The organism is Tabrizicola sp. (assembly GCF_016793705.1).
Lineage (GTDB): Bacteria > Pseudomonadota > Alphaproteobacteria > Rhodobacterales > Rhodobacteraceae > Tabrizicola.
Genome location: NZ_JAEULO010000052.1, coordinates 117398 through 141938, shown reverse-complemented (window position 1 = coordinate 141938; position 24541 = coordinate 117398). Strand labels below are relative to the sequence as shown.

Annotated in this window: 30 protein-coding genes and 1 tRNA gene; 18 read left to right on the top strand and 13 right to left on the bottom strand. The window is 66.7% G+C overall.

Annotated elements, in window-relative coordinates; all coding sequences use genetic code 11:
• The first annotated feature begins 177 nt into the window (after nt 1–177).
• Entirely contained in the window at nt 178–1122 is a 945-nt protein-coding gene (locus JNJ68_RS14845; RefSeq protein ID WP_294983233.1) for a L,D-transpeptidase, read from the top strand.
• A 61-nt stretch (nt 1123–1183) separates the two neighbouring features.
• Here JNJ68_RS14845 and JNJ68_RS14840 read toward each other — a convergent pair whose 3' ends face one another.
• Entirely contained in the window at nt 1184–1867 is a 684-nt protein-coding gene (locus tag JNJ68_RS14840; RefSeq protein WP_294983232.1) for a D-lyxose/D-mannose family sugar isomerase, read from the bottom strand.
• Nucleotides 1868–1929: 62 nt separating this feature from the next.
• The gene (locus tag JNJ68_RS14835; protein WP_294983231.1) at nt 1930–3486 is read right to left on the bottom strand and encodes a helicase HerA-like domain-containing protein; all 1557 of its coding nucleotides are present in this window, start codon (nt 3484–3486) and stop codon (nt 1930–1932) included.
• Between the two features lie 432 nt (nt 3487–3918).
• On the opposite strand from JNJ68_RS14835, the gene JNJ68_RS14830 reads away from it, so the two are divergent.
• Nucleotides 3919–4602, top strand: a complete 684-nt coding sequence (locus JNJ68_RS14830) for an invasion associated locus B family protein (protein WP_294983229.1) — start codon at nt 3919–3921, stop codon at nt 4600–4602.
• Nucleotides 4603–4657: 55 nt separating this feature from the next.
• On the opposite strand, the gene JNJ68_RS14825 is transcribed toward JNJ68_RS14830, so the two are convergent.
• Genes JNJ68_RS14825 through JNJ68_RS14810 form a run of 4 tightly spaced genes read right to left on the bottom strand, consistent with a single transcriptional unit; the run spans nt 4658 to nt 8824 of the window.
• A complete protein-coding gene (locus JNJ68_RS14825; protein WP_294983228.1) occupies nt 4658–5854 on the bottom strand; it encodes a beta-ketoacyl-[acyl-carrier-protein] synthase family protein in 1197 nt (398 codons plus the stop codon).
• Entirely contained in the window at nt 5851–6117 is a 267-nt protein-coding gene (locus JNJ68_RS14820; protein WP_294983227.1) for a phosphopantetheine-binding protein, read from the bottom strand. The genes JNJ68_RS14825 and JNJ68_RS14820 overlap by 4 nt, the downstream gene beginning before the upstream one ends.
• Nucleotides 6118–7188: a UDP-3-O-(3-hydroxymyristoyl)glucosamine N-acyltransferase gene (gene lpxD / locus JNJ68_RS14815; RefSeq protein WP_294983225.1), complete on the bottom strand. Its 1071-nt coding sequence runs from the start codon at nt 7186–7188 to the stop codon at nt 6118–6120.
• 28 nt (nt 7189–7216) lie between these two features.
• Nucleotides 7217–8824, bottom strand: coding sequence for a L,D-transpeptidase family protein (locus tag JNJ68_RS14810; protein ID WP_294983223.1), 1608 nt, complete (start codon nt 8822–8824; stop codon nt 7217–7219).
• A gap of 335 nt (nt 8825–9159) precedes the next feature.
• Between JNJ68_RS14810 and JNJ68_RS14805 the strand changes: the two genes are divergently transcribed.
• Nucleotides 9160–9729 (top strand): DUF882 domain-containing protein, encoded by a 570-nt coding sequence (locus JNJ68_RS14805; protein WP_294983222.1) that lies wholly within the window; start codon nt 9160–9162, stop codon nt 9727–9729.
• A gap of 93 nt (nt 9730–9822) precedes the next feature.
• On the opposite strand, the gene JNJ68_RS14800 is transcribed toward JNJ68_RS14805, so the two are convergent.
• Complete coding sequence (locus JNJ68_RS14800; RefSeq protein ID WP_294983220.1) at nt 9823–10557, bottom strand: RlmE family RNA methyltransferase; 735 nt, start codon at nt 10555–10557, stop codon at nt 9823–9825.
• Nucleotides 10554–11696: a Ppx/GppA phosphatase family protein gene (locus JNJ68_RS14795; RefSeq protein ID WP_294983218.1), complete on the bottom strand. Its 1143-nt coding sequence runs from the start codon at nt 11694–11696 to the stop codon at nt 10554–10556. The genes JNJ68_RS14800 and JNJ68_RS14795 overlap by 4 nt, the downstream gene beginning before the upstream one ends.
• A gap of 531 nt (nt 11697–12227) precedes the next feature.
• Between JNJ68_RS14795 and JNJ68_RS14790 the strand changes: the two genes are divergently transcribed.
• The 3 genes from JNJ68_RS14790 to JNJ68_RS14780 are packed head-to-tail and all read left to right on the top strand — an operon-like array spanning nt 12228 to nt 14486.
• On the top strand, nt 12228–12530 hold the full coding sequence (locus JNJ68_RS14790) for a virulence factor (RefSeq protein WP_294983217.1): 303 nt from the start codon (nt 12228–12230) through the stop codon (nt 12528–12530).
• A gap of 28 nt (nt 12531–12558) precedes the next feature.
• Entirely contained in the window at nt 12559–13482 is a 924-nt protein-coding gene (locus tag JNJ68_RS14785; protein ID WP_294983262.1) for a methylenetetrahydrofolate reductase, read from the top strand.
• Between the two features lie 23 nt (nt 13483–13505).
• Complete coding sequence (locus JNJ68_RS14780) at nt 13506–14486, top strand: methyltetrahydrofolate cobalamin methyltransferase (RefSeq protein ID WP_294983215.1); 981 nt, start codon at nt 13506–13508, stop codon at nt 14484–14486.
• 35 nt (nt 14487–14521) lie between these two features.
• Here the strand turns inward: JNJ68_RS14780 and JNJ68_RS14775 are convergent, their stop codons facing one another.
• Together JNJ68_RS14775 and JNJ68_RS14770 are read right to left on the bottom strand one after the other, a co-directional pair.
• Complete coding sequence (locus JNJ68_RS14775; RefSeq protein ID WP_294983213.1) at nt 14522–14797, bottom strand: type II toxin-antitoxin system RelE/ParE family toxin; 276 nt, start codon at nt 14795–14797, stop codon at nt 14522–14524.
• Nucleotides 14790–15083, bottom strand: coding sequence for a type II toxin-antitoxin system RelB/DinJ family antitoxin (locus tag JNJ68_RS14770; RefSeq protein WP_294983212.1), 294 nt, complete (start codon nt 15081–15083; stop codon nt 14790–14792). The genes JNJ68_RS14775 and JNJ68_RS14770 overlap by 8 nt, the downstream gene beginning before the upstream one ends.
• 132 nt (nt 15084–15215) lie before the next feature.
• Here JNJ68_RS14770 and JNJ68_RS14765 point away from each other — a divergent pair, with 132 nt between their 5' ends.
• Together JNJ68_RS14765 and JNJ68_RS14760 are read left to right on the top strand one after the other, a co-directional pair.
• Nucleotides 15216–15746, top strand: a complete 531-nt coding sequence (locus JNJ68_RS14765; RefSeq protein ID WP_294983211.1) for a dihydrofolate reductase family protein — start codon at nt 15216–15218, stop codon at nt 15744–15746.
• Nucleotides 15747–15964: 218 nt separating this feature from the next.
• On the top strand, nt 15965–16504 hold the full coding sequence (locus tag JNJ68_RS14760; protein ID WP_294983209.1) for a DUF4157 domain-containing protein: 540 nt from the start codon (nt 15965–15967) through the stop codon (nt 16502–16504).
• 89 nt (nt 16505–16593) lie between these two features.
• On the opposite strand, the gene JNJ68_RS14755 is transcribed toward JNJ68_RS14760, so the two are convergent.
• Nucleotides 16594–17295 (bottom strand): GNAT family N-acyltransferase, encoded by a 702-nt coding sequence (locus tag JNJ68_RS14755; RefSeq protein WP_294983208.1) that lies wholly within the window; start codon nt 17293–17295, stop codon nt 16594–16596.
• A gap of 83 nt (nt 17296–17378) precedes the next feature.
• Between JNJ68_RS14755 and msrB the strand changes: the two genes are divergently transcribed.
• A complete protein-coding gene (msrB, locus tag JNJ68_RS14750) occupies nt 17379–17774 on the top strand; it encodes a peptide-methionine (R)-S-oxide reductase MsrB (RefSeq protein ID WP_294983206.1) in 396 nt (131 codons plus the stop codon).
• 5 nt (nt 17775–17779) lie between these two features.
• Here msrB and bamE read toward each other — a convergent pair whose 3' ends face one another.
• Nucleotides 17780–18268 carry an outer membrane protein assembly factor BamE gene (bamE, locus tag JNJ68_RS14745; RefSeq protein WP_294983205.1) on the bottom strand — a complete coding sequence of 163 codons (489 nt, stop codon included), beginning with the start codon at nt 18266–18268 and terminating at the stop codon, nt 17780–17782.
• 146 nt (nt 18269–18414) lie between these two features.
• Between bamE and JNJ68_RS14740 the strand changes: the two genes are divergently transcribed.
• From JNJ68_RS14740 to JNJ68_RS14700, 9 genes are all read left to right on the top strand, one after another.
• On the top strand, nt 18415–18990 hold the full coding sequence (locus JNJ68_RS14740) for a YceD family protein (RefSeq protein WP_294983203.1): 576 nt from the start codon (nt 18415–18417) through the stop codon (nt 18988–18990).
• Between the two features lie 184 nt (nt 18991–19174).
• Nucleotides 19175–19381: a 50S ribosomal protein L32 gene (gene rpmF, locus JNJ68_RS14735; RefSeq protein ID WP_294983202.1), complete on the top strand. Its 207-nt coding sequence runs from the start codon at nt 19175–19177 to the stop codon at nt 19379–19381.
• Nucleotides 19382–19404: 23 nt separating this feature from the next.
• Nucleotides 19405–20532 carry a phosphate acyltransferase PlsX gene (gene plsX / locus JNJ68_RS14730; protein ID WP_294983200.1) on the top strand — a complete coding sequence of 376 codons (1128 nt, stop codon included), beginning with the start codon at nt 19405–19407 and terminating at the stop codon, nt 20530–20532.
• Entirely contained in the window at nt 20529–21497 is a 969-nt protein-coding gene (locus JNJ68_RS14725; protein WP_294983199.1) for a beta-ketoacyl-ACP synthase III, read from the top strand. Before plsX ends, JNJ68_RS14725 begins: the two co-directional genes overlap by 4 nt.
• A gap of 78 nt (nt 21498–21575) precedes the next feature.
• Entirely contained in the window at nt 21576–21890 is a 315-nt protein-coding gene (gene ihfA, locus JNJ68_RS14720) for an integration host factor subunit alpha (protein ID WP_294983260.1), read from the top strand.
• A 9-nt stretch (nt 21891–21899) separates the two neighbouring features.
• Nucleotides 21900–22553, top strand: a complete 654-nt coding sequence (locus JNJ68_RS14715) for a MerR family transcriptional regulator (protein WP_294983198.1) — start codon at nt 21900–21902, stop codon at nt 22551–22553.
• 60 nt (nt 22554–22613) lie between these two features.
• A tRNA-Pro gene (locus JNJ68_RS14710) sits at nt 22614–22691 on the top strand.
• Nucleotides 22692–22758: 67 nt separating this feature from the next.
• Entirely contained in the window at nt 22759–23838 is a 1080-nt protein-coding gene (locus tag JNJ68_RS14705; RefSeq protein WP_294983197.1) for a 2'-deoxycytidine 5'-triphosphate deaminase, read from the top strand.
• Between the two features lie 52 nt (nt 23839–23890).
• Complete coding sequence (locus tag JNJ68_RS14700) at nt 23891–24358, top strand: hypothetical protein (protein WP_294983196.1); 468 nt, start codon at nt 23891–23893, stop codon at nt 24356–24358.
• On the opposite strand, the gene JNJ68_RS14695 is transcribed toward JNJ68_RS14700, so the two are convergent.
• On the bottom strand, nt 24336–24536 hold the full coding sequence (locus tag JNJ68_RS14695; RefSeq protein ID WP_294983195.1) for a hypothetical protein: 201 nt from the start codon (nt 24534–24536) through the stop codon (nt 24336–24338). The two genes, JNJ68_RS14700 and JNJ68_RS14695, sit on opposite strands and share 23 nt — an antisense overlap.
• Between the last annotated feature and the right edge of the window lie 5 nt (nt 24537–24541).

Sequence of the window (24541 nt, the reverse complement as noted above, 5' to 3'; positions counted from 1 at the left end):
CGCGTGCCGGAATCTGCGGCACGCGGGCAACTATGCCTTGGAAATCAGCCATTTTCACGGCCCCGTGATCGCATTCAAAACCGTGCACGGTTTGACCTGCCCGGCGCACTCGTCTAGCGTGCGCGGCAATGGGCCTGCGCCATCCTGTCGGCGGGTCGAAAAAGTGTGGATGATTTTATGCTTCAGACTTCCCGTCGCTTTCTCCGCCTGAGCCCCGCCCTCCTCGCCGCAGCGCTCCTTGCCGCCTGCGTCGATCCGGCCGCCGGTCCCACCGCCTCGACCCAGCCGCTGCCCAAATCGGGCGAGAATGTCTATGTCGCCACGATGGACGCCGGAATCGCAATTCCTGCGCTGCCGGTCGAGAAGATCCCGGAAGCCTATCGGCGTCAGGTCGTCGCCTATGAGACCGATCAGGCCCCCGGCACCATCATCATCAACCCGAAGACCAAGCTGCTCTACTATGTGCTCGGCAAGAACAAGGCGATCCGCTACGGCATCGCGGTCGGCAAGTCCGGCTTCGAATGGTCGGGCGAGGCCATCGTGGCCGAGAAGAAACCCTGGCCCCGCTGGATTCCGCCGAAGGAAATGATCGCCCGCAAGCCCGAGCTGGCGAAGTTCGACGAAGTCGGCCAGCCGGGCGGCCCGACCAACCCGCTCGGCGCCCGCGCCATCTACCTGACCTCCGGCGGGCGCGACTATGGCTACCGGATCCACGGCACGCCAGAATGGCAGTCGATTGGCCGCAACGCCTCGTCCGGCTGTATCCGCATGATCAACCAGGACGTGCTGGACCTTTACAGCCGGGTCAAGGGCGGCGAGAAGGTCATCGTGCTGACCGCCTCCGGCGAGATGCCGAAGGGCCTGCATATCCCGGCACCCGTTGCGCCGAAGGTCGCCGCCAAGCCGAAGGCCGAGGTGGTGGTCCCCGCCGGTGCCGTGCCTGCGCTGAAGGTCCTGCCGCCGCCCGCGATCACCACCGGCGCGCCCGTGGTGACCCCCGCCGTCGCTCCGGCGAGCCCGGCTCCGGCGGCCACCACCACGGCCCCTGCGGCTGAGCCCGCTGCCACCGCGCCGGCCTGCAAGGTCGCGCTGGTGAACGGCGTCTGCCCGCCAGGGAACTGATCCGGCCCACGGAAAAGCAGAAGGGGCGCCCGGCGGCGCCCCTTCTGTCATTCCGGGACCGTCACTTCAGCCAGCGGTCATAGTCGCTGACCAGAAGGTGCCAGGGCGCCTCGTCCTCGTCGATCTCGGCAAAGCGGCCGATGGGTTCGCGGAAAATATTGTCAGTCAGGTCGTCGTTCACGGTCGACACCTCGCCGATCAGCACATCGCCTCCCTCGCCCCAGAAGGCATGCCAGTCACCGGGCATCAGCGTCACGCTTTCCCCCGGTGCAAGCCGCAGCTTCGTCCCCGGCCCGTAGGGCGTTTCGATCCCGTCGCAGCGCACCATGCCACCCTTGTCCGCCGCAAAGGCGCCCCGGTCGTCCGACCCGTAAAGCTCCACCACCAGCGTCGCACCGCCCCGGTTGATGATGTCCTCGGCCTTGATGACATGGGTGTGCATCGGCGACAGCTGGTCCTGGCGCGAGATCAGCAGCTTCTCGGCATAGCACATGCCCCCGCCGCGTTGCAGATCGGCCAGCCGTCCGTTGCGCAGGGTGAAAAGAAACAGCCCCATCTCGTCGAACCGGCCCTGGCCATAGTCGGTGATGTCCCAGCCGCAGCGCGCCTCGATGATCGCGCTGGCATCCTTCCGCGCCTTGAACGCCTCCGGCGACCAGCTGGCAAAAGGCGGCAGCACAAAGCCGTGATGGCGGATCAGGTCATCTGCCGCGCGCATGATGTCGTTGATGCGTGACCGTTTCATCGCTGCCTCCTCGCGTTTGCGCTAACTATGACGATTACGGATCACTTCTCAACGCCCTGAGGTCATCTTTTCCCGAAGATCGAGCCCAGAATGCCGCGCACCAGCGCCTGACCCGACTTGGTCCCCAACTGCCGGGCAAAGCTTTTCGCAAAGGCCGTGCCGATGGAATCCGACCGGCTGGAGGAACTCGTCCGCTTCGGCTTGTCCGCGCCATAACCGTCGGCATCGTAGCGCCGGGCCCGTTCAAACTCGCGCTTCTCCTCGGCCTGGCGCTCTTCCAGCTCTGCCGCATCCTTCGCCGCGGCATCGGCCCGCGCCCGCAGCTTCTCGAAGGCGCTTTCCCGGTCGAGCGGCTGGTCGTACTTGCCCTTGACCGGAGACCCCGCCATCACCGCCGCCCGTGCTGCCGCATCCAGCGGCCCCAGCTGGCTGGAGGGCGGCCGCACCAGCGTGCGCTCCGCCACCCCCGGCACGCCCTTCGCCTCCAGAAGCGACGTCACCGCCTCCCCGGTCCCCACATCGCGGATCGCCTCGTCGATCTTGAAGCGCGGGTTCGGCCGGTAGGTCTCGGCCGCCTTCGCCAGGTCCTTCTGGTCCTTCGCCGTGAAGGCCCGCAGCGCGTGCTGCACCCGGTTGCCCAGCTGTCCCAGGATCGTGTCCGGCACATCCGCCGGGTTCTGGGTGATGAAATAGACCCCCACCCCCTTCGACCGGATCAGCCGCGCCACCTGTTCCACCTTGGAGATCAGGGCCTTCGGGGCGTCCGTAAACAGCAGATGCGCCTCGTCGAAGAAGAACACCAGCTTCGGCTTGTCCGGGTCGCCCACCTCGGGCAGCGTCTCGAAAAGCTCGGACAGCAGCCACAAGAGGAAGGTCGCATAAAGCCGCGGCGAGTTCATCAGCTTGTCCGCCGCCAGGATGCTGATCCGCCCCGCGCCGGAGGCATCGACCGTCATCAAATCCATGAGGTCCAGCGCCGGTTCGCCGAAGAGGCCCCCGCCGCCCTCGTTCTCCAGCACCAGAAGCCGCCGCTGGATCGCCCCGACCGATTCCTTCGACACCAGCCCATAGCGCGCCGAAATCGCCTCGGCATTCTCGGCCACGAAGGTCAAGAGCGCCTGCAAATCCTTCAGGTCGAGCAGCGGCAACGCCTCCTCGTCGGACAGCCGGAAGGCCACGTTCAGCACGCCCTCCTGCGGCTCGGACAGTTCCAGCAGCCGCGACAGCAGAAGTGGCCCCATCTCCGCCACCGTCGCCCGCACCGGATGGCCCTTCTCACCGAACAGGTCCCAGAAGATCACCGGAAAGGCCCGGTACTGCAGGTCGAACCCGATCTGCGCCGATCGCTTGGCGAAGGCTTCGTGCAGCTTGCCCTCCGCCGACCCCGAAGCCGCGATCCCTGCCAGATCGCCCTTCACGTCGGCCATGAACACCGGCACACCCGAGGCCGAGAAGCCCTCGGCCAGCACCTGCAATGTCACCGTCTTGCCGGTGCCCGTCGCCCCCGCGATCAGCCCGTGCCGATTGCCGTACTTCAGTAAAAGCCGCTGCGGCAGCCCATAACCCTCGCCGCCGCCGCCCACGAAAATGCTGTCCGCCGCTGTCGCCTGTTCCGTCACCTTGGCCTCTCATAACCCTGGGTTGAGCCGCCCGCGCTGCCCATCTCCCGCCACCGAACGGATCAAACATACAGTGTTAACTTCATTCTGCCAGACTCAAGAGGCCAGACCCGGCACTCTCGCGGGTCTGGCGGTGACTTCCTCCCTGTCAACTGGCCGCGCCCTTGAAAAGGCGCGGTTTTTTTCTGCCTTGTTCCGCAAAAGAACCCGTTGACGGGCCGTAGTTTCCACCGTAGCGTCCCAACCCATGAAGTCGGCCAGTCCGACAGGGAGCAAAAACAAGATGCGAAAAGGGCCGGTGCTACCGGCCCTTTTTCATTGCGCTGCCGTCCCCGGGCAGAAGCCTGCCAGACACGTTTTTCTCACCTGACTTGCGCCAAGCCCCGTGCTAGAGACCCGCCAGACAATCGACCGACCAAAGGAAATGTCGAAATGGCAAAGACCACGAGCACCGCGCTTGCCCTGATCCTCGCACTCTCCGCGCCCGTCATGGCGCAGGAGACCGGGGAAGCCCCCGCAACCGAGGAAGCGGCCCCGGCAGCTGATGCGGCCTCCACCAACACCGAATATCCCACGGGCCAGGAAGTGGGTGCCCCCGCCGATGGTCCGGGCAGCAGCTACACCGCCGCCAGCTTCGAGGCCTGGGAACAGAAATGCGTCCACACCGAATCCGGCGTCGATCCCTGTCAGCTCTACCTTCTCCTCAAGGACAAGGATGGTGGCTCGGTCGCCGAGTTCACGATGTTCAACCTGCCGAAAGGGTCGCAGGGGCCGGCGGTCGCCGGCGCTACCTTCGTCGCGCCACTGGAGACCCTGCTGCCTGCGGGCATGACCTTGCAGATCGACGGCGGCAAGGGCAAGGTCTATCCCTTCACCTTCTGCACCGGGATCGGCTGCGTCGCCCGCATCGGCTTTACCGCCGAAGAGGTCACAGCCCTGAAATCGGGCGGCAATGCAGTGATAACCATCGTTCCCTTCGTCGCGCCCGAGGAAAAGGTCGAGCTGGCCCTGTCGCTCAAGGGCTTCACCGCCGGGTATGACGCGGTGGCCGCCGCGAACGACAAGGCCGATGCCGCCGCAGCGGCAGCGGGTACAGCCGCCCCCGCCGCTCCCTGAGCGCGGCTTCCCCCGGAACAACACGGGCCGGTCCGCAAGGGCCGGCCCGTTTCGTTCAGGCCCGGCGGAACGCCAGCACCGCGTTCAGCCCGCCGAAGGCGAAGGCGTTCGACAGCGCCGCCTCCACCCGCGCCGGCCGCGCGTGAAGTGCCACGATATCCAGCGGGCAGTCGGGATCGGCAGCCTCGAATCCCAGCGTCGGCGGCAAGAGACCCTCGCGCAGGGCCTGCACGCAGGCGATGGCCTCCAGCGCGCCGGTCGCCCCGATGGCATGGCCATGCATCGCCTTGGTCGACGATACCGGCGGCGGCGCCACGCCGCAAACCTCCAGGATCGCAGCACTTTCCGCCCGGTCGTTGGCCAGCGTGCCCGTACCATGCGCGTTGATATAGCCCAGGTCCTGCGGCGCCATCCCGGCATCGCGCAGCGCCGCCCGCATCGCGCGCGCCGCCCCCGCCACGTTCGGCGCGACGATATCCGCCGCGTCCGCCGTCATCCCGAAACCCGCGACCTCGGCCAGCGGCACGGCCCCCCGCGCCCTTGCGTGCTCTTCCGCCTCGAAGACCAGCACCCCGGCCCCGTCGCCGATCACCATGCCCCTGCGGCCCAGACTGAAGGGCCGACAGGCATCCGGCGCCAGCACCCGCAACCCCTCCCAGGCCTTCACCCCGCCGAAGCACAGCATCGCCTCGGCGCCCCCGGTTAGCATCACATCCGCCGCCCCGGCCCGGATCTGCTGCAAGGCCAGACCCATCGCATGATTGGCGCTGGCGCAGGCGGAAGAGACCGCCAGCACCGGCCCGGTCAGCCCATGGCGGATCGACAGATGCGAGGCCGGGGCATTCAGCATCAGCCGCGGCACCACCAGCGGCGAGACGCGGCTCCGGCCTTCGGCGAAGACCGCGCGATAGCTTTCCTCCCAGGTCTGGATGCCGCCCGCCGCCGTGCCCAGGATCACGCCCCCGCGCGGCCCCAGCCCCATGGGCAGCCCGGCCATCGCCACCGCCTCGGCTCCGGCGACCAGCGCATATTGCGTCACCCGGTCGTAAAGCGGCAAGTCCTTCGCCGAGAAACTGGCCTCCGGACGCCAGTTCCGCAGTTCGGCGCCGATGCGGATGCTCAACCGCTCCGCATCGCGGAAGGTCAGCGGCCCGATCCCGCAACGCCCCGCGCGAAAGGCCGCGAAGGTGCCCGGCACGTCCTGCGCCAGGGCATTCACCGTGCCGATGCCGGTGATGACGACCCGTCTCATCCCTTGTGCGCGATCAGAGCCTCGACGTCCCGCACCACGCCGCCCACGGTCGAGAAATCGAACTCCGGCTGGTCCGGTGCATTGGCGTTGAACGGGACATGGATGCCAAAGCGTTCCTCCATCGCGAAGATCGCCTCGACCTTGCCCAGCGAATCGAGCCCCAGCTCGTCGATCCGCGCGTCCGGTGAAATCTCGCCCGGCGGAAGCAGCAACTGCTTCGCCAGGATCGCGATCACCGCCGCCTCGATCTCCGCCCGCTCCACCTAGTCGCCCTTCTCCAGCGCCGTCACCCGCCCCGCCAGCCGCGGCAGGCGACGCAGTGCCTTCTGGATTTCCACATGCGTCTCCATCTTCACTGCCGGATAGCCCAGCAGCACCCGGCCCGCCGGTGCATTGGTGAATATCTTCGTCGCGCCCCCGGCGATCACGTCATCGCCGACGAAGATATTGTCGTTCACGCCCACCTGCCCCGCCAGCACCACCCGGTCGCCGATCCGGGCCGACCCGGCCACGCCAACCTGCCCGCACAACAGGCAGTCACGCCCGACCTGGACGTTGTGGCCGATGTGGACAAGGTTGTCGAGTTTGGTCCCCGACCCGATCACCGTATCGCGGATCGTGCCCCGGTCGATGCAGGCGTTCGCGCCGATTTCGACGTCATCCCCAATGGTTACGGCCCCAAGAGAATGTATGCGCGTCCAGGTCTGGTCGCGGATTTCCGCACGCGATCCCAGCGTCTCGCGGATCTCCTCGACGCCCGATTTCTCTGGCGTGACGAAGGAAAACCCGTCCGCCCCGATCACCGCGCCCGGCTGGCAGATGAAGCGGTCGCCGATGGTCACGCGTGCGCCGATCCGCGCGCCTTGCAGGATCAGCGCTCCGGACCCGATCCGCGCGCCTTCCCCGATCGAAACATGCGAAGCGATCCGAGCGCCCGGCCCGACCACCGCCCCCGCCCCGATCACCACGAAGGGGCCGACCGCCGCACCCTGCCCGAGTTGCGCCGTCGGGTCCACCACCGCCATCGGATGCACGCCGGGCGCGATCGCAGGCCCAGGGTCCATCAGCCGCGTCAGCCCCGCCATTGCCAGCCGCCCGCGCGGCGCGAAGATCGCGGCCATGAGGCCCATCGCCCGCCAGTCCGCCCCCGGCCAGACCACCGCCGCCCGCGCCCGGCCCTTGCCGATCCCATCGGCGTAGCGCGGGTCCATCGCCAGCGCCAGCTGGTCCGGCCCCGCCGCCTGCGGCTCCGAGGCGCCCGTCACCACAAGGTCCAGATCGCCCTCGGCCTCGGCCCCCAAGGCCTTCGCGATATCCCCGATCCTGTGGCCCATGGCTCCCCCGGCAGCTTGCGCCCCAGATTTAGCCCTGAACGCCCGCCAGTTCCACCCCGGCGGCCCGCAACGCCTCCCACAGCGCCGCATCCCGCCCATAGATGTCGCGGCGGTAGGTGATCCGTCCCTTCGTGTCGGGATAGGCGGTGAAATAGACCAGGTGCACCGGCAAGGACTGCTTCAGCTTCACCGTCGTCTCGCGCCCCGTCTTCAACGCCGCCTCGAACTCGGCCTCGGCATTGTCGGTCTGCCAGGACAGCAGCTCATGCGCCAGGTCGAAGGGGTCCGCCACGCGGATGCAGCCGTGGCTGTAGGCCCGCACTTCCTTGTCGAAGAGCGACTTCGACGGCGTATCATGCAGATAGATGTTGTACTGGTTCGGGAACATGAACTTCACCTTCCCCAGCGCATTGCCGTCCGAGGGCGGCTGGCGCAGCGCATAGGGGAAGTTGCGCGCATTGTAGGCGGCAAAGTTGACCGACCCGCGCGATACCACCCGGCCCCGCCCGTCCACCACCTGAAGATGCCCCACCGCATTGGGGTTCTGTTGCAGAAGCGGCAGGTATTCCTTGACGATGATCGACCGCGGCACCCCCCAGGAGGGGTTGATCACCATATGCTCCATCTCGTCCGAGAATTCGGGGCTGCGCTGGTCGGGCACGTTCTTCCCGATCACCACCCGTGTCTCGAATATGGTCTTGCCGCCCTCGATGATCTTCGCCCGGAAATCCGGCAGGTTGACCCAGACATGCTTCGCCTCGCGGTCGATGTGCATCCAGCGTTCCCGCTCCATCGCCACGATCACCGATTCCAGCCGCTCTTCCGGGCCGATGTTGATCTCGGCCACCGTGCCCTCGCCCGCCGCACCGTCGGGGGTGAGCCCGTGGTTCAGCTGGAACGCCGTCACCGCCGCCTGGAGACCGCGGTCGTAGCTCGCCACCGCCGTCGGCGCCAGATATCCCATCCGCACCAGCCGGTCGCGCAGCGCAATGACCGCGAGGCCGGTGTCGCCCGGCAGCACCGAACCCGCGGGCACCGTCTCGCCCCAGCCGCCCGCAGCGATCTGCGCTTCCAGTCCCAGCTTGGCCTTCATCAGTTGCAGGTATTGCACTGACCTCGGCTCCAGCCAGGCCAGCACCGCCTCCGGGTCGCCCTTGGCGATCCGGCTCAGCAGCACCTGCGGCTCGATCACATTGATCTCGCGGACGATGCCTGCATCCACCTCTTTCGGGGTCAGCGCGCCCGAGGTCAGGTCATGCGCCCAGGCCAGGTAGGCCCGCGTCATCGCCACTTCCACCCGGCCCCTGTCGCCCTCGGTCTCGGCGGCGCGCAGGTCCCGCACCAGCGCCGCAACGTCATAGCGCGCGACCGGCAACCCATGGTCCTGCGCCGTCGCCAGCGCCGCCAGAAGCGCCTCGCGCCGCGCCGCGTCATCGGCGCCGGTCCAGAGCGTGTCGTAGCCCGTCGTGCGGTACCACTCGGCAATCGCCGCATCGGAGGAGGCGCTCGCGGCAAGCGACTGCGTGAAGGAGGTGCTCTCGGCCTGGGCGGCAGGCGCCAGGCTTTGGACAAGGGCCAGCGACAATGACACAAGCGCCGGGCGGCAGGGCAACTTGCGCAGGACGGGGAAATGCATTCGACCCTCTATCTCAATAGCTTGAAGCTTTCGTGCCATGTTTTCGCATCTCTGCAAGCCCTGTCCATTCACAAAGCTGATTCCGCAGATTCCGATGCTTAACTGTGTCTCCGGGGGCAACAGTCGTCGCCGAAACCGATGCAGAAGCACCACACTGTCGGCATTTCCTTGGCGTTCAGCAAAAATTTGCCGATTCAGGTTGTGCTGCCCGCGAGGTGGACAATCGGCGCTTGGGCTTCGATTCGACTTGTGCAATAAGAATGCTGCACTTGGGGAAGAAGTTGCACAAACGCTGCGAAACGGCAGTCGAAGACAGCACGGGGACAGACGTTAGAATGACGGACCTTCAGCTTAACAGCGTCTCGCGGCGCGGACTTCTTGGTGTGTTCGCGGCGACGGCACTGGTGGCGGCACCGACCTACACCAACGCGTTCGGGCTTCTCAAGGGCGCAGGCGACATCCGCAGAATCCGCATGTATTCGGGTCGCACCGGCGAAAGCATCGACACGATCTACTGGATCGAAGGCGAATACATCCCGGAAGTCGTCAAGGAAATCAACAACTTCATGCGCGACTGGCGGACAGATGACGTCGTCAAGATGGACCCGCGCAACTTCGACATCATGGCCGCCGCGCATCGGCTGATGGACGTGAACGAACCCTACATGCTGCTCTCGGGCTACCGCTCGCCCAAGACTAACGCCATGCTGCGGTCGCATTCCAAGGGCGTCGCCAAGAATTCGCTGCACATGAAGGGCCAGGCGGCCGATCTGCGGTTGCAATCGCGCTCGGTCGGGCAGATGGCCAAGGCGGCTGCGGCCTGCTCGGCGGGCGGCGTCGGCAAGTATTCGCGGTCGAACTTCGTGCACATGGATTGCGGCCCGGTCCGCAGCTGGGGCGGCTGAGGCGCGGACCTTCCTGAAACAGGGCGCCTTCGGGCGCCTTTTTCATTTTCGGGGCACCGCACCACGCAAGTCTAAAATTCTTCTAGAAAAATTTTAGACTTCCCCCGCCCCACCCGCGATCTCTCGCCCGCGATAGCCCATCGCCACCACGAATTTCTCCGAACTGTCGGCCCGGCTCGCCGGCGGCTTCACGTTCGCCACCTTGCGGAAGTTGCGCTTCAGCATCGCCTGCATCTCGTTCTCCGCGCCACCCGCCAGCACCTTGGCAACGAAGGTGCCGCCGTCCTCCAGCACATCGAAGGCAAAGGCCAGCGCCGCCTCGACCAGCGCCACGATCCGCAGATGGTCCGTCGCCTTGTGGCCCGAGGCCGCCGCCGCCATGTCCGACATCACCACATCGGCCCGGCCCCCCAGCCAGGCCTTCACCTTCTCGTCCGCGTCATCGGACAGAAAATCCAGCTGATGCAGCTCCGCCCCGGCAATCGGCTCGACCTCCTGCAAGTCGACCCCCAATACCGTTCCCTGCGGCTTCTTCGGGTTCTGCGACAGCGCATTCACCCGCACCACAGCCACCTGGCACCAGCCGCCCGGCGCACAGCCCAGGTCCACCACCCGCGCCCCGGGCTTCAGGAAGCCGTATTTGTCGTCCAGCTCGATGATCTTGAAGGCCGCCCGACCGCGATAGCCCTCGTGCTTCGCCCGCTTGACGTAGGGATCGTTCAGCTGCCGCTCCAGCCACAGGGTCGACGAAAGCTTCCGCCCCTTCGCGGTCTTCACCCTGACCCGCAGCTCGCGCTGGCCGCGCCCCGAATTCGGCTTTTCCGTCATGTATAGGGCCCGTCCGCCAAAACACCATCCGCGCTCATCTGCGCGTAAAGAAGCCCCTCCCTAAGCCCCCGGTCCGCCACCGACAAGCGGTCCGTGGGCCAGACCCGCATCAGCGCCTGAAGGATCGCCGCCCCCGACATGATCAGCGCATGGCGATCGCGTCCGATCCGGGGGTCGGTCCGCCGCCCCTCCGGCCCCAGCGCCAGATATTCCCGGATCACCAGGTCGATCTGGTCCGAGGTCATCTGCAACCCGTCCACCTTGGTCCGGTCATAGCGCTTGAGGTTCAGGAACGACGCCGCGACCGTCGTCACCGTGCCCGAGGTCCCGATGATCTGGAACCCTTCGCGCGGGTTCTCGGCATTGTAGGGACTGAAGCTCGCCAGATTCTCCTCGAAGAACCAGCTCATCAGCGCGAAGCGCGCGGCATCGTCGTCAACGTCGATGAACTGGTCCTTCAGCGTCGCCACCCCCAGCGGCACCGAGATCCAGTCCACCACCCGCGCCACCGCGCCCTCGCCCTGGGCGTCGAAGCCCATGTGCAGCCGCATGATCGCCCTTGGACGCTCGGAAGGCGGCACCGCACTCAGGTCGATCCACACCAGCTCGGTCGATCCGCCGCCGATATCCACCACCAGAAGCTGCTCGGTCGAGGGGTTGACCAGCGGTGCGCAGGAAATCACCGCCAGGCGCGCCTCTTCCTCCGGTGCGATGATTTCCAGCGCCAGGCCGGTCTCGCGTCGCACCTGGCGGATGAACTCCTTCGCGTTCCGCGCCCGGCGGCAGGCCTCGGTCGCCACCAGCCGCATCCGGCGAACGCCGTGCTTGTCGATCTTCCGCTCGCAGATGCGCAGCGCCTGGATGGTGCGGCCCATCGACGACCGCGACAACCGGCCCGAGGCTTCCAGCCCGACCCCAAGCTGCACCGTCTTCGAGAAGCTGTCGACAATCGTGAATTGACTGCCCGACGGCTGGGCAATCAGCATCCTGCAACTGTTCGTGCCAAGATCAAGCGCTGCATACAGCGGCGCCGATCCCGGGCCTTGCAGGGCTGACGGCTCATCCACGCGGGAAACACCGGACAGCGTCTCGACCTGCGCGTCTGTCGCGTCCGCCCTACGGGGACGCATGGGCGTCATGACCGCCCTCCATCTGTGGTTGGGATCAGGGTAGTCGGGAACCCGGTGCGGTGCAAGCCGTGTGACAAACCGGCCACCACCCATCCCGCATCTCTCGGTCCGCGCCCCGGCTCAAGCTTACATATTCACATTCATGATGATAGAACGTGACGAACCAATCCCTCAGTCGCTTATCTGCACAACGACCTCGGGCGCCTGGAAATCCCGGACACTTGCGGTTTCGAATGCTTCACCGATGTCTCGTTCGGTCAGTTCAAGCTCGGGGCCAACTTCCGCTGGTGATCCAGCGCAGCCAGTCCTCGTGACAGGACCCGGCCTCCCCCTGGAAGCCGGGTTTCATTTTGTCCTGTCGCCGCCGTCATATCCTTGATGAAGATTTCTGAGCCCGCCCCTGCTGGCATACGCTGTCGACCCTGTTTAACTTCCCACGACAGAGTCGTATCCATCCCTTGCCATGTCGAAAACCGACACCGGCTGTCGGAGATCGGCCAGTATCAAGTGGGTCAACCGAGCAAGAGGAATCACTGGATCATGGCCGAAGTCACCGTCGTCTACTGGCGCGACATTCCGGCCCAGGTCATCGTCGGCAAGGGTCGGCGCGGGTCCAAGGTCCAGCTCTCCGAGCGCTTCGAACAGGCCATCGACCGCTGCGCCATGAAGGTCGGCGCGCGCGACACCGACAGCTACCTCGCCGAATGGCGCAAGGCCGTGGTGGGCGAGATCGAGGGCGAGCCCGACGCCATCGCCGCCGCCGAGGCCGCCCGCCTGGAAGCCGAATTTGATACCGCTGCGCTGAAGCGGCTCATCGACGCCGAAGGCTGGGCCAAGGCCTGAAGCCATCATGACCATCAAGGAGACCGTCATGGCCCTGTTCAATTTCCGCCGCAAGGAAGAAGCCGTCCCCGCCACCGGGTCGCTGGAGCCGTTCCTGAAGGGCTACTCCATCGAGGTCATGCCCCGCACCGCCGAAAAGGTCGAGGATTTCCGCGCCATCCTGCCGAAAGGCACCCGCGTCTACATCGCCCATATCGACGGCACGCCGATCGAGGACATGGTGGCCACCGCGAAGCGCATCGGCGCCGAGGGCTTCGACGTGATGCCGCACTTCCCGGCCCGGATCATCAAGGACAAGGCCACGCTTCTTGACTGGGTCGCCCGCTACAAGGACGTGGGCGTCCGGCAGGGCCTCCTCCTCGCCGGCGGCGTTGCCCAGCCGGTCGGCGACTATTCGACCTCGATGCAACTCCTTGAATCAGGCGCCTTCGACGGCTTTCAGCGTCTCAACGTCGCGGGCCACCCGGAAGGCAACAAGGACATCGACCCCGATGGTTCCGACCGCATGGTGATGGAAGCCGCCCGCTGGAAATCCGCCTTCATGGAACGCACCGACGCCAAGATGGCGATGGCCACACAGTTCTGCTTCGAGGCCCAGCCGGTGATCGACTGGGTGAACCGCCTCCAGGCCGAAGGCGTGAAGCTGCCGGTCCATATCGGCATCGCCGGTCCCGCCAAGCTGCAAACGCTGATCAAGTTCGCCATCGCCTGCGGCGTTGGCCCCTCGCTCCGCGTGTTGCAGAAGCGCGCGATGGACGTGACCAAGCTGCTGCTGCCCTACGAGCCGACCGAAGTGCTGGAAGGCCTCGCCGCCCACAAGACCGCGAACCCCGGCTTCGGCATCGAACAGGTGCACTTCTTCCCGCTCGGCGGCATCAAGACCAATGCCCAGTGGGTCACCGAAAACGGCGGCGCCTCGGGCGTTCCCGCCAGCGCAACCGCCCAAGGCTGAAAAGCTCAGAACAAGGTTTAAGAATGACTCGCACTGTCGTTGAATCCAAAACGAAAACCGTCATCATCGGCTTTGACGAGCCCTTTGCCGTGATCGGCGAGCGCATCAACCCCACCGGCCGCAAGAAGCTTGCCGCCGAGATGGAGTCCGACAATTTCGAGACCGTGATCAAGGACGCCCTGGAACAGGTGGCCTGCGGCGCGACGATCCTCGACGTGAACTCGGGCGCGGTCTTCACCAACAAGATGGCAGTCGACCCGCGCTATGCCGACAACAACTTTGTCGAACCGCCGCTGATGAAGAAGCTGATCGAGATCGTGCAGCAGACCGTCGACGTGCCGCTCTGCATCGACTCGTCGGTCCCCGGCGCGCTTGAGGCCGGGCTGATGGCTTGCGAAGGCCGCCCGCTTCTGAACTCGGTAACGGGCGAGGAAGAGCGTCTGGAACTCGTCCTGCCGCTGGTGAAGAAGTACAACGTCCCCGTTGTGGCGATCTCGAACGACGACACCGGCATCAGCCAGGACCCGGACGTGCGTTTCGCCGTGGCGAAGAAGATCGTCGAACGCGCCGCCGATCATGGCATTCCCGCGCATGACATCGTCGTCGACCCGCTGGTCATGCCCGTCGGAGCGATGGGCTCGGCCGGTCAGCAGGTCTTCGCGCTGGTCCGCCGCCTGCGCGAGGAGCTGGGCGTCAACACCACCTGCGGCGCCTCGAACATCTCCTTCGGCCTGCCCCACCGCCACGGCATCAACGGCGCCTTCCTGCCGATGGCCATCGGCGCGGGCATGACCTCGGCCATCATGAATCCCGTCCGCCAGCAAGAGATGGAGGCGATCCGCGCCGCCAACTTCCTGATGAACCATGACGCGAACGGCGGCGAATGGATCCGCTTCGCCAAGGTGCTGGAAGCGGTCGAAGGGGGCCTCAGCTTCGCCGATGCTTCGGCGGCAGCCAGCCAGGCGGCGGGTGGACGGCGGGGTGGACGGAGAGGCCGGGGCTGATCAAGACGGGGCGCGACAAGGTCGCGCCCGTTGGCTCAGGGCCATTGCCGGGCAGCGTGCAAGACGCGCAGCACCGTCACCCTGTCCTCCGCTTCGGCATAGACGACGATGTAGTTGGCTTGGACCACCAGTTCGCGGGTGCCACTCATCCGGCCCGGTCGTCCGCTGCGGGGCTGTTGGGCAAGGCGCGCGACCCTCTTCTCGACCTCGTCCAGCAAAGCCAATGCCGCGTCCGGATTGTCGTCCGATATATAGTCGATGATCGCCAGCAGGTCCGCCCGCGCCGCGTCCTTCCAGACCGGATCAGGCACGGCGTTTCTTGCCGATCAGATCCCGCGCTTCCTGCATCACCTGATCTTGAGGCGTCACCGGTCGAGCATCCTCCAGCGCCTCCTGCACCTTTGCCCGGAACCAGGCATCATAGGCATCGGGATCGGCTGTCAGCCCGGCAGGCAGGCCCCCCTCGGCGGCAACACGGGTCAACAGGATGCGCACCGCGTCCGATAGCGTAAGCCCCACCCCCGCCAGGGCATCGGTCGCCTTCGCTTTCAAGCGGTCATCGACACGGACATGAATCATGGATGTCTGGGCTGGCATCTTTCGTCTCCTCAACCGCCAGCATGTATCTCGATTGCGATACAGTCAACCGGACACCTGCAAGGTTAAGGTGGTTTCCCCTCCGCCGATCCCCCAGACTGGGCGGGCAGCGCAAGGCGACAGGAGGCAGACATGGCACGATTCGTGTCCAGCATGAACGTTTCGCTCGACGGCTATGTCGATCATGACAGGATGGCGCCCGACGCCGACGTGTTCCGCCACTGGACCCTGGCAGTGAAGCGGACCCCGAACAGCCTCTACGGTCGCAAGACCTATGACCTCATGCGCTATTGGGAACCCGACCAGCCGGATTGGGACGACGCCAGGCGCGAATTCGCTGCGGCCTGGCGGGCGCAGAAGAAATGGGTCGTCTCGCAGACCCTCACTGAAGTCGGGCCGAACGCCACGCTGATCTCCTCCGACATCGAGGCGACGGTCCGCAGCCTGAAGGACCGCCTTCCGGGGCAGGTCGACGTTTCCGGCACGATCCTCGCGCAAAGCCTCGCCGACTGGGGCCTGATGGACGAATACCAGCTCGTCCTGCATCCTGTCGCGCTCGGCTCCGGCAAGCCCTTCTTTGCCGGCCCCCGCCCGCCGATGCAGCTTTCGGGTAGCGACCGGATCGGGGCGACGGTGATCTGCCTGACCTATACGGTGACGTGACCCCGCGGGCCGCGCTGCCTTTCACATTTGCCCAAATATCCCCGCCGGAGGCATGCCCGAGCGGTTTTGCGTCCTTCACGCAAAACCGCGAGACAAAAGGACTTCGCGCGGCACGCGCTCATCATGGCAACCGTCCCCGCCCCGCGCGTCCCTCACCTTTCCGTCACCCGCCCCCTCTCCCCGTTGATCCCCGCTCCCATCCTTGGCACCCTTCGCCCATGCGCCGCAGACGTGCCCCCCTGAAGCTTGCCGCTCTCCTCTGCCTCGCGGCCCTCCCCGCGACGGCCCCGCAGGCCCAGGGCCTTCTCGACCCAAACGCCGCATTCGAGACCGGGATCGAGATCGCCGCCACCGCGCTTGCCAACGCGCTGGTCGCCTCCCGCGACGCCGCCTGGGCGCAGGGCACGGAACCCATGCCCCCGCGGATTCGCGAAGCCCTTCTCGCCTGGTATCCCGCCGACCTCCTCGACAGCATCGAATACCGCGTCGGCGTAGCCGAGGACGCCACCATCCAGTCCCTCTCGATGCGCTACAGCGACGCCACTGCCGTCACCGCCATCGACACGATCATCTTCCACGACGCCGGGGACGCCCAGACCAACATCGCCCTCTGGGGCCACGAGGTGAAGCATGTCGAACAGTTTCGCCGCTGGGGCCTGATGGACTTCGCCCGGCGCTACGTCACCGACCATCAGGCGGTGGAAGCCGAAGCCTATGCCATCGGAGCGGAGATCAAGGCTGTATATGGCGGGGGATAACCGTCCGGCGCAACCCTTAACACCACCCTAACGAAAACTCATAAGATATTGAATCTTCTTGAGTATCTGAAAATGTCCACCGTGGACACTTACCCCGCCACCGCCCGCAGGCTCGCTGCCCGCGCCGGGGGCACCCGGTCGACCTCCACGCAGGTGAAGACATGCAGCGTGTCCAGCTCCCGGTCCACCACAGCGTGATCCGAGACCCAGCCCCCCATCCCCAGATAGGTCCGCAACAGCGGCGGCAACCCGGCGAGCGAGGCCCTGCGGTCCGTGACCGGCCCCACAAGCGCCGGATAGTCGACCATCTCCGCCGCCTTCCGACCCGGCAAGTGCTCTGCAGGCCCCACGAACTCCTCCGCCAGCAATGCAAGCCCCGCCCGGTGCCGTGTCCAGTCGGCCCCCCGGAACGAGGAACACCCCACGATCAACCCCGCCTGCCCCTCGTCGACCAGCCGCGTCATCGCGCCCCAGGCCAGCCGCAGCACATCCGGATGCACCCCGCCGGGCGCCACGCAGAACCGCCCCATCTCCGCGACCGGCCTCGCATAGCCCGCCAGAGGCCCGACATCGTAGAACCGCGCCACATAGCCCAGTTCCAGCCCGGCCCCCCAGCCGAAGAGCATGACCCGGAAATAAGCCAGCAGCCCGCCCTCGCCCTCGACCATCACATGGGCGGAAAGGGCGTCCTGAGCGTCCTCCTCCTCGCCTGCGACACGCGGAAAGGCTGCCCGGCGGAAGGTCATGACGCGGCGCATGTCCGCCGCCCCCTGCGCCAGCCGCGCCACCATTCCGCCTTTCCCCAATGGCTCCACGCCCTTTTCCCCCGCGCCGTGACGTCCTATCTATCGCATATCCGAACAGGGGACGCAGCATGGACAAGATCGAGAAGACCGATGCCGAATGGCGGGCCGAACTGGACGAAGCCGCCTACCGGGTGACGCGGCAGCACGGGACGGAACGCGCCTTCTCGCATCCCGGCTTCCCGAAAGAGGCGGGAACCTTCCATTGCGTGTGCTGCGGCGCGCCGCTCTTCGAGCAGGAGGACAAGTTCGAGTCGGGGTGCGGCTGGCCCAGCTTCACAGCGCCGATCGCGCCCGAGGCGGTGGAAGAATCCGAGGACCGCAGCCATTTCATGGTCCGGACCGAGGTGCACTGCCCGCGCTGCGCCGCGCATCTGGGCCATGTCTTCCCCGACGGACCGCGCGACCGGGGGGGCCTGCGCTACTGTATCAACGGGGTCGCGCTGACCTTCCAACCGGAGGAGTGAGCGGATCAGTCCGCCAGCAGGCTGCCCGCGTCGACCCGGCCGAAGTTGCCCAGGATCTGCTGGATGAAGGACAGGCCCTTCACGTTGGTCTCGGTGACCCGGCGCGAGATCTCGACCACGCGGCCATCCTCCAGCCCGTAGCGGGCGATATTCTCGACCGTCCCCGCCTCGTTAAAGGTCACCGCCAACACCTGACGGTCGACCTCCTTCGGCTCGCGCGGGCCGAAATGGCGGTAGCGGCTTTGCACATAGAACCAGCCGACATCGTTCAGAAGGCCCGAGGTCGAGGGTCGCCCGATCTTCTGGCCAACGGTCTCGCGCGTGTCGGTGCCCACCTCGACCAGCGCCAGTTCGTCTTCGCTGGGAACATAGCCGTGGTTGCGGTAGACCGGCGCGCAGGCGGCGACCGAGGCAACCAGCGCCAGCATAAGGCATTGCTTGCGCGACACCTGGCAGGCCGCCAGGAACGACCGCGACAACCGGAAATCTGCCATGCCTGCCCTCATGTCCCGCTGAAACATCATCTGCCGAAGCGGGTTCTTCAAAACCCTTGGCAATCGGGATATCAGATGATCAGCCCCTTGCACAAGAATGGAACGCCGCACCCGGGCCTCGGGCCGCAGTTCCCGGAAAGCGTGACATGACCAACGCAGACATCTCCCGCCCCACCCGCTTCCGCGCCGGCGGCCTCAGCCCGCGCAAGCCCACGCGGTTCAGCTATCGCCCCGATGCCGGGGAACGCGCCGCCCTGGCCGAGGACCTTGGGCTGATCGCGCTCTACCGGCTGGAGCTGACCGGCGAGATTCGCCCGGCGGGGCGTGACGAGCTGGTGCTGGACGCGACCCTGACTGCGGCAGCCGACCAGGCCTGCGGCATCACGCTGGCCCCGGTTCCGGCGCAAGTCTCCGAACCCGTCCGCCGCCGCTTTGTCGCGGGGCTGGAGACGCCCGAAGGCGACGAGGTGGAGATGCCCGAGGACGACAGCGTCGAGCCGATGCCCGAGGTGATCGACCTTGCCGAGATCGCCGCCGAGGCGCTAGCCCTCGCCCTGCCGCTCTACCCCCGCGCGCCGGGGGCGGAGTTTGCGGACGGGCTGCACGCGGCAGATGGCGTGACGCCCCTGACCGACGCCGATCTGAAGCCTTTCGCCGGCCTGCAAGGCCTTGCGGCGAAGCTTGCGGCAAAGGGCGAACCGGGATCGGAGGGGGATGAGTGACCGCCCGCTCATGCCCTTACAGTACCCGCGAAAAGGGGGTTGCGCCGACCCGAAATCCGAGTATGTTCCGCGCCTCATTCAAGCTGCGAGACAGCATCCGTTCCCTATTGCCGAATCTGGCAGGATCGCGCTGAAATCGCAAAGGAAATCCGGGGCGCATGTCCCCACTGCCCGAGGTTGAGACATGGCTGTCCCGCAGAACCGCACCACGAAATCCCGCCGCAACATGCGCCGTGCGCATGACGCGCTGGTCGCTGCCAATCCGAACGACTGCCCGAACTGTGGCGAGTTGAAGCGTCCGCACCATGTGTGCAGCGCCTGCGGCCACTACGATTCGCGCGAAGTCGTCTCGATGGCGCGCGAAGTCGACATCGACGAGGACGCGGCGTAAGCCACGCCCCGCGCGATTGACCCATGGCCACCGGACCCGAGTATGCGTCTGCGTCTGCCACGGCTCCCGAGCGCGTAGTCATTTCAGTTGACGCCATGGGTGGCGATCGCGGGCCGGCAGCCGTCGTTGTCGGCCTGGTCGATTCGCTGACCCGCCATCCCCGCATGGACGTGATCCTGCACGGGGACGAGGCCGCACTCAGCCCCCTCCTCGCCCGGCACCCCGACCTTGCCTCGCGCGTGACGCTCCGCCATGCCGAACGCGTGGTGACGATGGAGGACAAGCCCGCCCAGGTCATGCGCCACGGGCAGGGCACCTCGATGTGGTCAACCATCGATGCGGTGAAGGATGGCGAGGCGGCGGCGGCGGTCTCCTGCGGCAACACCGGCGCGCTGATGGCGGTGTCGATGCTGCGGCTGCGCAAGCTGCCCGGCCTGAACCGGCCCGCCATCGCCAGCTTCTTCCCGACACCCACGCCCGGCAAGACCAACGTCATGCTCGACATGGGCGCCGACGTGAAGGCCGACCCCGCCGACCTTCTGCAATACGCCTTCATGGGCGCCTCCTACGCCCGCAACGGCCTCGCGATCGCCCGCCCGCGCGTCGGCCTCCTGAACGTCGGCACCGAAGAGCACAAGGGCCGGGCCGAGCTGCAAGAGGCGAACACCCTGCTCTCCCGCAGTGCCGAGGCGGGCAGTTTCGACTACGTGGGCTTCGTCGAGGGCACCGACATCCTCTCCGACCGGGTCGACGTGATCGTGACCGACGGCTTCACCGGCAATGTCGCCCTGAAAGCCATCGAAGGCACCGCGCGGCTGGTCGGCGATCTCTTGAAGCAGACCCTGACCTCGACCCTGCTGGCCAAGCTCGGCGCGCTGCTGGCCCGTGGCGCGCTGAAACGGCTGCAACTCAGGATCGACCCGCGCCGTGTGAACGGCGGCGTCTTCCTCGGCCTGAACGGCACCGTGGTCAAATCGCACGGTTCCGCCGATGCGACCGGGATCGCTGCCGCCATCGGCCTTGCCTACCAGCTGGCACAAGTCCGTTTCCTGGAACGGCTCGCCGCGCGGGTTGCATCCGCCGAAGTCGCGGGGCAGGATGCGCAAGTGGGGGCCGAAAAGGCCGGGACCGGAGGCAATCCTTCCGAATGATACGCGCCGCAGTCAGGGGCGTCGGGCATTACCTGCCCGACCGCGTCGTCCCCAACTCTGAATTCGAAACCATCGTCGAGACATCGGACGAATGGATCCGCTCACGCTCCGGCATCGAGCGCCGCCATTTCGCCGCCGAGGGCCAGCTGACCAGCGACCTCGCCACCCGTGCCGCCATCGCCGCCCTGTCGGACGCCGGGATCGAGGCCGACGCCGTGGATGCCATCATCGTCGCCACCTCCACCCCCGACCTCACCTTCCCCTCGGTCGCCACCATGGTGCAGGCCGCATTGGGGATCACCAAGGGCTTCGCCTTCGACGTCCAGGCCGTGTGCGCCGGATTCGTCTTCGCCATGGCCAATGCCAATGCGTTGATCGTCTCCGGCCAGGCGGCCCGTGTGCTGGTGATCGGGGCCGAGACCTTCTCCCGCCTGATGAACTGGAACGACCGCACCACCTGCGTCCTTTTCGGTGACGGCGCTGGTGCCGTCGTGGTGGAAGCGGTCGAGGGCCAGGGCACCAGCAACGACCGCGGCATCCTCGCCACCGACCTCAATTCCGACGGGCGCTACAAGGATATCCTCTACGTCGATGGCGGCACCTCGACCGGGACGACCGGGCATCTGGTGATGGAAGGCAAGGAAGTCTTCCGCCATGCCATTGAAAAGCTTGCCGAAACTGCGCATACCGCGCTGGACAAGGCCGGGCTGACCGCAGAAGATGTCGACTGGATCGTCCCGCACCAGGCCAATATCCGCATCATCGAGGGCACCGCGAAACGGATGCAGGTCCCGATGGAGCGTGTCGTCGTCACCGTGCAGGATCACGGCAACACCTCCGCCGCCTCGATTCCCCTCGCCCTGTCCGTCGGCAAGGCGCGCGGCCAGATCAAGCCGGGCGATCTTGTAGTGACCGAGGCCATCGGCGGCGGCCTTGCCTGGGGCTCGGTCGTCCTGCGCTGGTAATCGCCTTTAACGGCGCTTCCCAAGTGCTTGATATTGACTCGTAAATCCATCCGGCCCATCCTCGCGCCACAACAACTCGTGGGGGACGAGATGAGCGAGAAGACCCTGACCCGGATGGACCTTTCCGAAGCCGTGTTTCGTGAAGTGGGCCTCAGCCGAAACGAATCTGCCAATCTCGTCGAAGCGGTCCTGCAACATATGTCCGACGCGCTCGCCTCGGGCGAGACGGTGAAGATTTCCTCCTTCGGCACCTTTTCGGTCCGCGCCAAGACCGCCCGCGTCGGTCGCAACCCCAAGACGGGCGAGGAAGTGCCGATCTCGCCTCGCCGCGTCCTGACCTTCCGCCCCTCGCATCTGATGAAGGATCGCGTGGCCGCCGGGAAGAAGCGCTAAGGACGGCGGATGGACAAGTCGCCCGACGCCTTCCGCACCATCAGCGAGGTTGCCGAGTCGCTTGACACCCCCGCGCATGTGCTGCGCTTCTGGGAAAGCCGCTTTCCGCAGATCAAGCCGGTCAAACGCGCCGGGGGGCGGCGTTACTATCGCCCCTCCGATGTGGCGCTCCTCACCGGGATCAAGCGGCTTCTGCATGACGAAGGCCTGACGATCCGCGGGGTGCAGAAGATCCTGCGCGACCAGGGCGTGCGCCATGTCGCCGGGCTGACCGACGATTCGGTCAGCGTCGAGGATCTGATCGCCCCGCCTGCGGCGGCAGTCGAGGCGCCGGAGATCGAGGTTCCCGAAGCCGGCTTCATCGCCATCGACGACCCCGAGCCCGAAGCCGTCTCGGCACCGCCATCACGGCCCGCCCGGGCGCCGGTCGAACAAAGCACCCTGCCGCTCTTCGACCAGGCCTTCGACGCGCCCCCGGCTCTCGCCCGCACGATGCCGCCGAAGAAGCCCACCCTGCGCACCGACACTACTTTTGCCAGTATGATCAGGACCTTGCCGCGCAATTCGGGATCCGGGAACCGGCGAGAGCTGGCCGAAATCGCCCGGCGGCTGGCCGCGCTGCGCGCCCGGCTGGCCGCGCGGGCCGAAGGCGGCATCGGCTGACGCCTCCATGCGCTTTCCCGCTTGCCCCGGCCCGGAATATCGGTATGTATCCCCCCGTGTCGGGCCGTAGCGCAGCCTGGTTAGCGCGTCCGTCTGGGGGGCGGGAGGTCGAGAGTTCGAATCTCTCCGGCCCGACCATCGAAAACCCGCCCGCCTGCCCCATGGCAGCGCGGGCGGTTTCATATCCAGCCCGCGGGGGAATGCGATGACATCCGGAGTTCTGCCCGCGCAGGCCCTGCGCCAGCTGATCACTGACGGCGCACTAGCCGCCGCGCCCGCCATCCGCGACGACCAGATTCAGCCCGCCAGCCTCGACCTGCGGCTTGGTCCCGTCGCCTACCGCGTCCGCGCCTCGTTCCTGGCAGGGCATGGCCGGACGGTGCAGGAACGACTGGACGAATTCACCATGCACAAGGTGAACCTCGCAGAAGGCGCGGTGCTGGAGAAGAACTGCGTCTACGTCATCCCGCTGGCCGAACGGCTGGCCCTGCCCCCTGGCGTGACTGCCGTGGCGAACGCCAAAAGCTCCTCCGGCCGACTCGACCTTCTGACCCGCACCATCACCGACGGCGGCGTGGAATTCGACCGCATCCCCGAAGCCTATACCGGCCCGCTCTATGCCGAGGTCTGCCCGCGCAGCTTCTCGGTCCTCGTCCGCGAGGGCCAGCGGCTGAACCAGATCCGCTTCCGCCGGGGACAGGCGGTCCTCACCGACGCCGAACTGACCGCGCTGCACGCCGCCGACCCGCTGGTGTCAGGCGAGGCGGTGATCTCCGAAGGCCTCGGCTTTTCCGTCGACCTGAAGCCCGCCACCGGCACCCTCGTCGGCTACCGCGCCAAGCCGCATACCGGCGTCGTCGATCTGGACCGGATCGGCCACTACCCCGCCTCCGATTTCTGGGAGGAGTTGCACACCACCGACGGCCGCATCATCCTCGACCCCGGCGCCTTCTACATCCTCGTCAGCCGCGAGGCGGTGACGATCCCCCTCGACTATGCCGCCGAGATGGCCCCCTACCTCGCCATGGTCGGCGAATTCCGCGTCCACTACGCGGGCTTCTTCGATCCCGGCTTCGGCCACGCCGCCGCCGGGGGCGCGGGGTCCCGTGGAGTGCTGGAGGTGCGCTGCCACGAAGCCCCCTTCGTACTGGAACATGGGCAGGTCGTGGGCCGCCTGGTCTACGAACGCATGGCCGAACGCCCCGAAACCCTCTATGGCGCGGGGATCGCCTCGAACTACCAGGGCCAGGGCTTGAAGCTCGCCAAACAGTTCCGCTCGGCCTGACACCCATTTCGTGCTATGCTGACCCGCGCGCAGACCCCGAGGGAGGGCGTCGATGCGGGCTCGCTGGACACTAGCGCTGTGCCTTGCCGCGATGATCGCGGGTCCGCCCGCCGATGCCAACCGCCTGACATTCGAGGTCTGGCCCGATGCCTCGCCCGATCACGCCGTCTTCTGCACCTTCGCCCTGTCGGACGGCTGGATCAGCCTGGTGCAGGTCACCGGAGCCGGGATGCCGGGGCCAGAGCCGATGCGCTGGCGGGCGTCGCGCGCCGAGGTCGATGCCCTGTCGGACAGCCTGCAAGCCTTCGTCGGCGGCGCGTTGGGCTCGGTCGACCCCTACCTCTCGCGCCCGCCGCCTGCGCCCTTCCTGACGGTCACATGGATGACGCGGCTCGATGACCGCCTCAAGACCGGCCTCTACATCCAGCCCGGCCTCGCCCTGCCCGACCCCCTGTCGCGGACGCTGGCCTCGCTGGGCCTCGCCCGACCCTGCGGCTTCAGCGCCACAGCCGGCGAGTAACCTTCTGCACCTGCTTTGCCCGCGAGGCCAAATCCCGAGCCTTCTTCGCCTGCTCGCGTTCCTCCGGCGTCATCTCCGCCTCGGGCTTGCCCCGCCGTGCGGCATAGTCCACTCCAGCATCCATGGCGCTGCGAACGAGCATCTTCGCCAGCATGTTGAAAAGGCCGTTCAGGTTCATCCCCG

Bases quoted from the DNA above. Each gene is read 5' to 3' on its own strand.
- JNJ68_RS14845 (WP_294983233.1), top strand. From the start codon at position 178: ATGCTTCAGACTTCCCGTCGCTTTCTCCGCCTGAGCCCCGCCCTCCTC.
- JNJ68_RS14840 (WP_294983232.1), bottom strand. From the start codon at position 1,867: ATGAAACGGTCACGCATCAACGACATCATGCGCGCGGCAGATGACCTG.
- JNJ68_RS14830 (WP_294983229.1), top strand. From the start codon at position 3,919: ATGGCAAAGACCACGAGCACCGCGCTTGCCCTGATCCTCGCACTCTCC.
- JNJ68_RS14825 (WP_294983228.1), bottom strand. From the start codon at position 5,854: ATGAGACGGGTCGTCATCACCGGCATCGGCACGGTGAATGCCCTGGCG.
- lpxD (WP_294983225.1), bottom strand. From the start codon at position 7,188: ATGGGCCACAGGATCGGGGATATCGCGAAGGCCTTGGGGGCCGAGGCC.
- JNJ68_RS14810 (WP_294983223.1), bottom strand. From the start codon at position 8,824: ATGCATTTCCCCGTCCTGCGCAAGTTGCCCTGCCGCCCGGCGCTTGTG.
- JNJ68_RS14805 (WP_294983222.1), top strand. From the start codon at position 9,160: ATGACGGACCTTCAGCTTAACAGCGTCTCGCGGCGCGGACTTCTTGGT.
- JNJ68_RS14800 (WP_294983220.1), bottom strand. From the start codon at position 10,557: ATGACGGAAAAGCCGAATTCGGGGCGCGGCCAGCGCGAGCTGCGGGTC.
- JNJ68_RS14795 (WP_294983218.1), bottom strand. From the start codon at position 11,696: ATGACGCCCATGCGTCCCCGTAGGGCGGACGCGACAGACGCGCAGGTC.
- JNJ68_RS14790 (WP_294983217.1), top strand. From the start codon at position 12,228: ATGGCCGAAGTCACCGTCGTCTACTGGCGCGACATTCCGGCCCAGGTC.
- JNJ68_RS14785 (WP_294983262.1), top strand. From the start codon at position 12,559: ATGGCCCTGTTCAATTTCCGCCGCAAGGAAGAAGCCGTCCCCGCCACC.
- JNJ68_RS14780 (WP_294983215.1), top strand. From the start codon at position 13,506: ATGACTCGCACTGTCGTTGAATCCAAAACGAAAACCGTCATCATCGGC.
- JNJ68_RS14770 (WP_294983212.1), bottom strand. From the start codon at position 15,083: ATGCCAGCCCAGACATCCATGATTCATGTCCGTGTCGATGACCGCTTG.
- JNJ68_RS14765 (WP_294983211.1), top strand. From the start codon at position 15,216: ATGGCACGATTCGTGTCCAGCATGAACGTTTCGCTCGACGGCTATGTC.
- JNJ68_RS14760 (WP_294983209.1), top strand. From the start codon at position 15,965: ATGCGCCGCAGACGTGCCCCCCTGAAGCTTGCCGCTCTCCTCTGCCTC.
- JNJ68_RS14755 (WP_294983208.1), bottom strand. From the start codon at position 17,295: ATGGTGGCGCGGCTGGCGCAGGGGGCGGCGGACATGCGCCGCGTCATG.
- msrB (WP_294983206.1), top strand. From the start codon at position 17,379: ATGGACAAGATCGAGAAGACCGATGCCGAATGGCGGGCCGAACTGGAC.
- bamE (WP_294983205.1), bottom strand. From the start codon at position 18,268: ATGGCAGATTTCCGGTTGTCGCGGTCGTTCCTGGCGGCCTGCCAGGTG.
- JNJ68_RS14740 (WP_294983203.1), top strand. From the start codon at position 18,415: ATGACCAACGCAGACATCTCCCGCCCCACCCGCTTCCGCGCCGGCGGC.
- rpmF (WP_294983202.1), top strand. From the start codon at position 19,175: ATGGCTGTCCCGCAGAACCGCACCACGAAATCCCGCCGCAACATGCGC.
- plsX (WP_294983200.1), top strand. From the start codon at position 19,405: ATGGCCACCGGACCCGAGTATGCGTCTGCGTCTGCCACGGCTCCCGAG.
- JNJ68_RS14725 (WP_294983199.1), top strand. From the start codon at position 20,529: ATGATACGCGCCGCAGTCAGGGGCGTCGGGCATTACCTGCCCGACCGC.
- JNJ68_RS14715 (WP_294983198.1), top strand. From the start codon at position 21,900: ATGGACAAGTCGCCCGACGCCTTCCGCACCATCAGCGAGGTTGCCGAG.
- JNJ68_RS14705 (WP_294983197.1), top strand. From the start codon at position 22,759: ATGACATCCGGAGTTCTGCCCGCGCAGGCCCTGCGCCAGCTGATCACT.
- JNJ68_RS14700 (WP_294983196.1), top strand. From the start codon at position 23,891: ATGCGGGCTCGCTGGACACTAGCGCTGTGCCTTGCCGCGATGATCGCG.
- JNJ68_RS14695 (WP_294983195.1), bottom strand. From the start codon at position 24,536: ATGAACCTGAACGGCCTTTTCAACATGCTGGCGAAGATGCTCGTTCGC.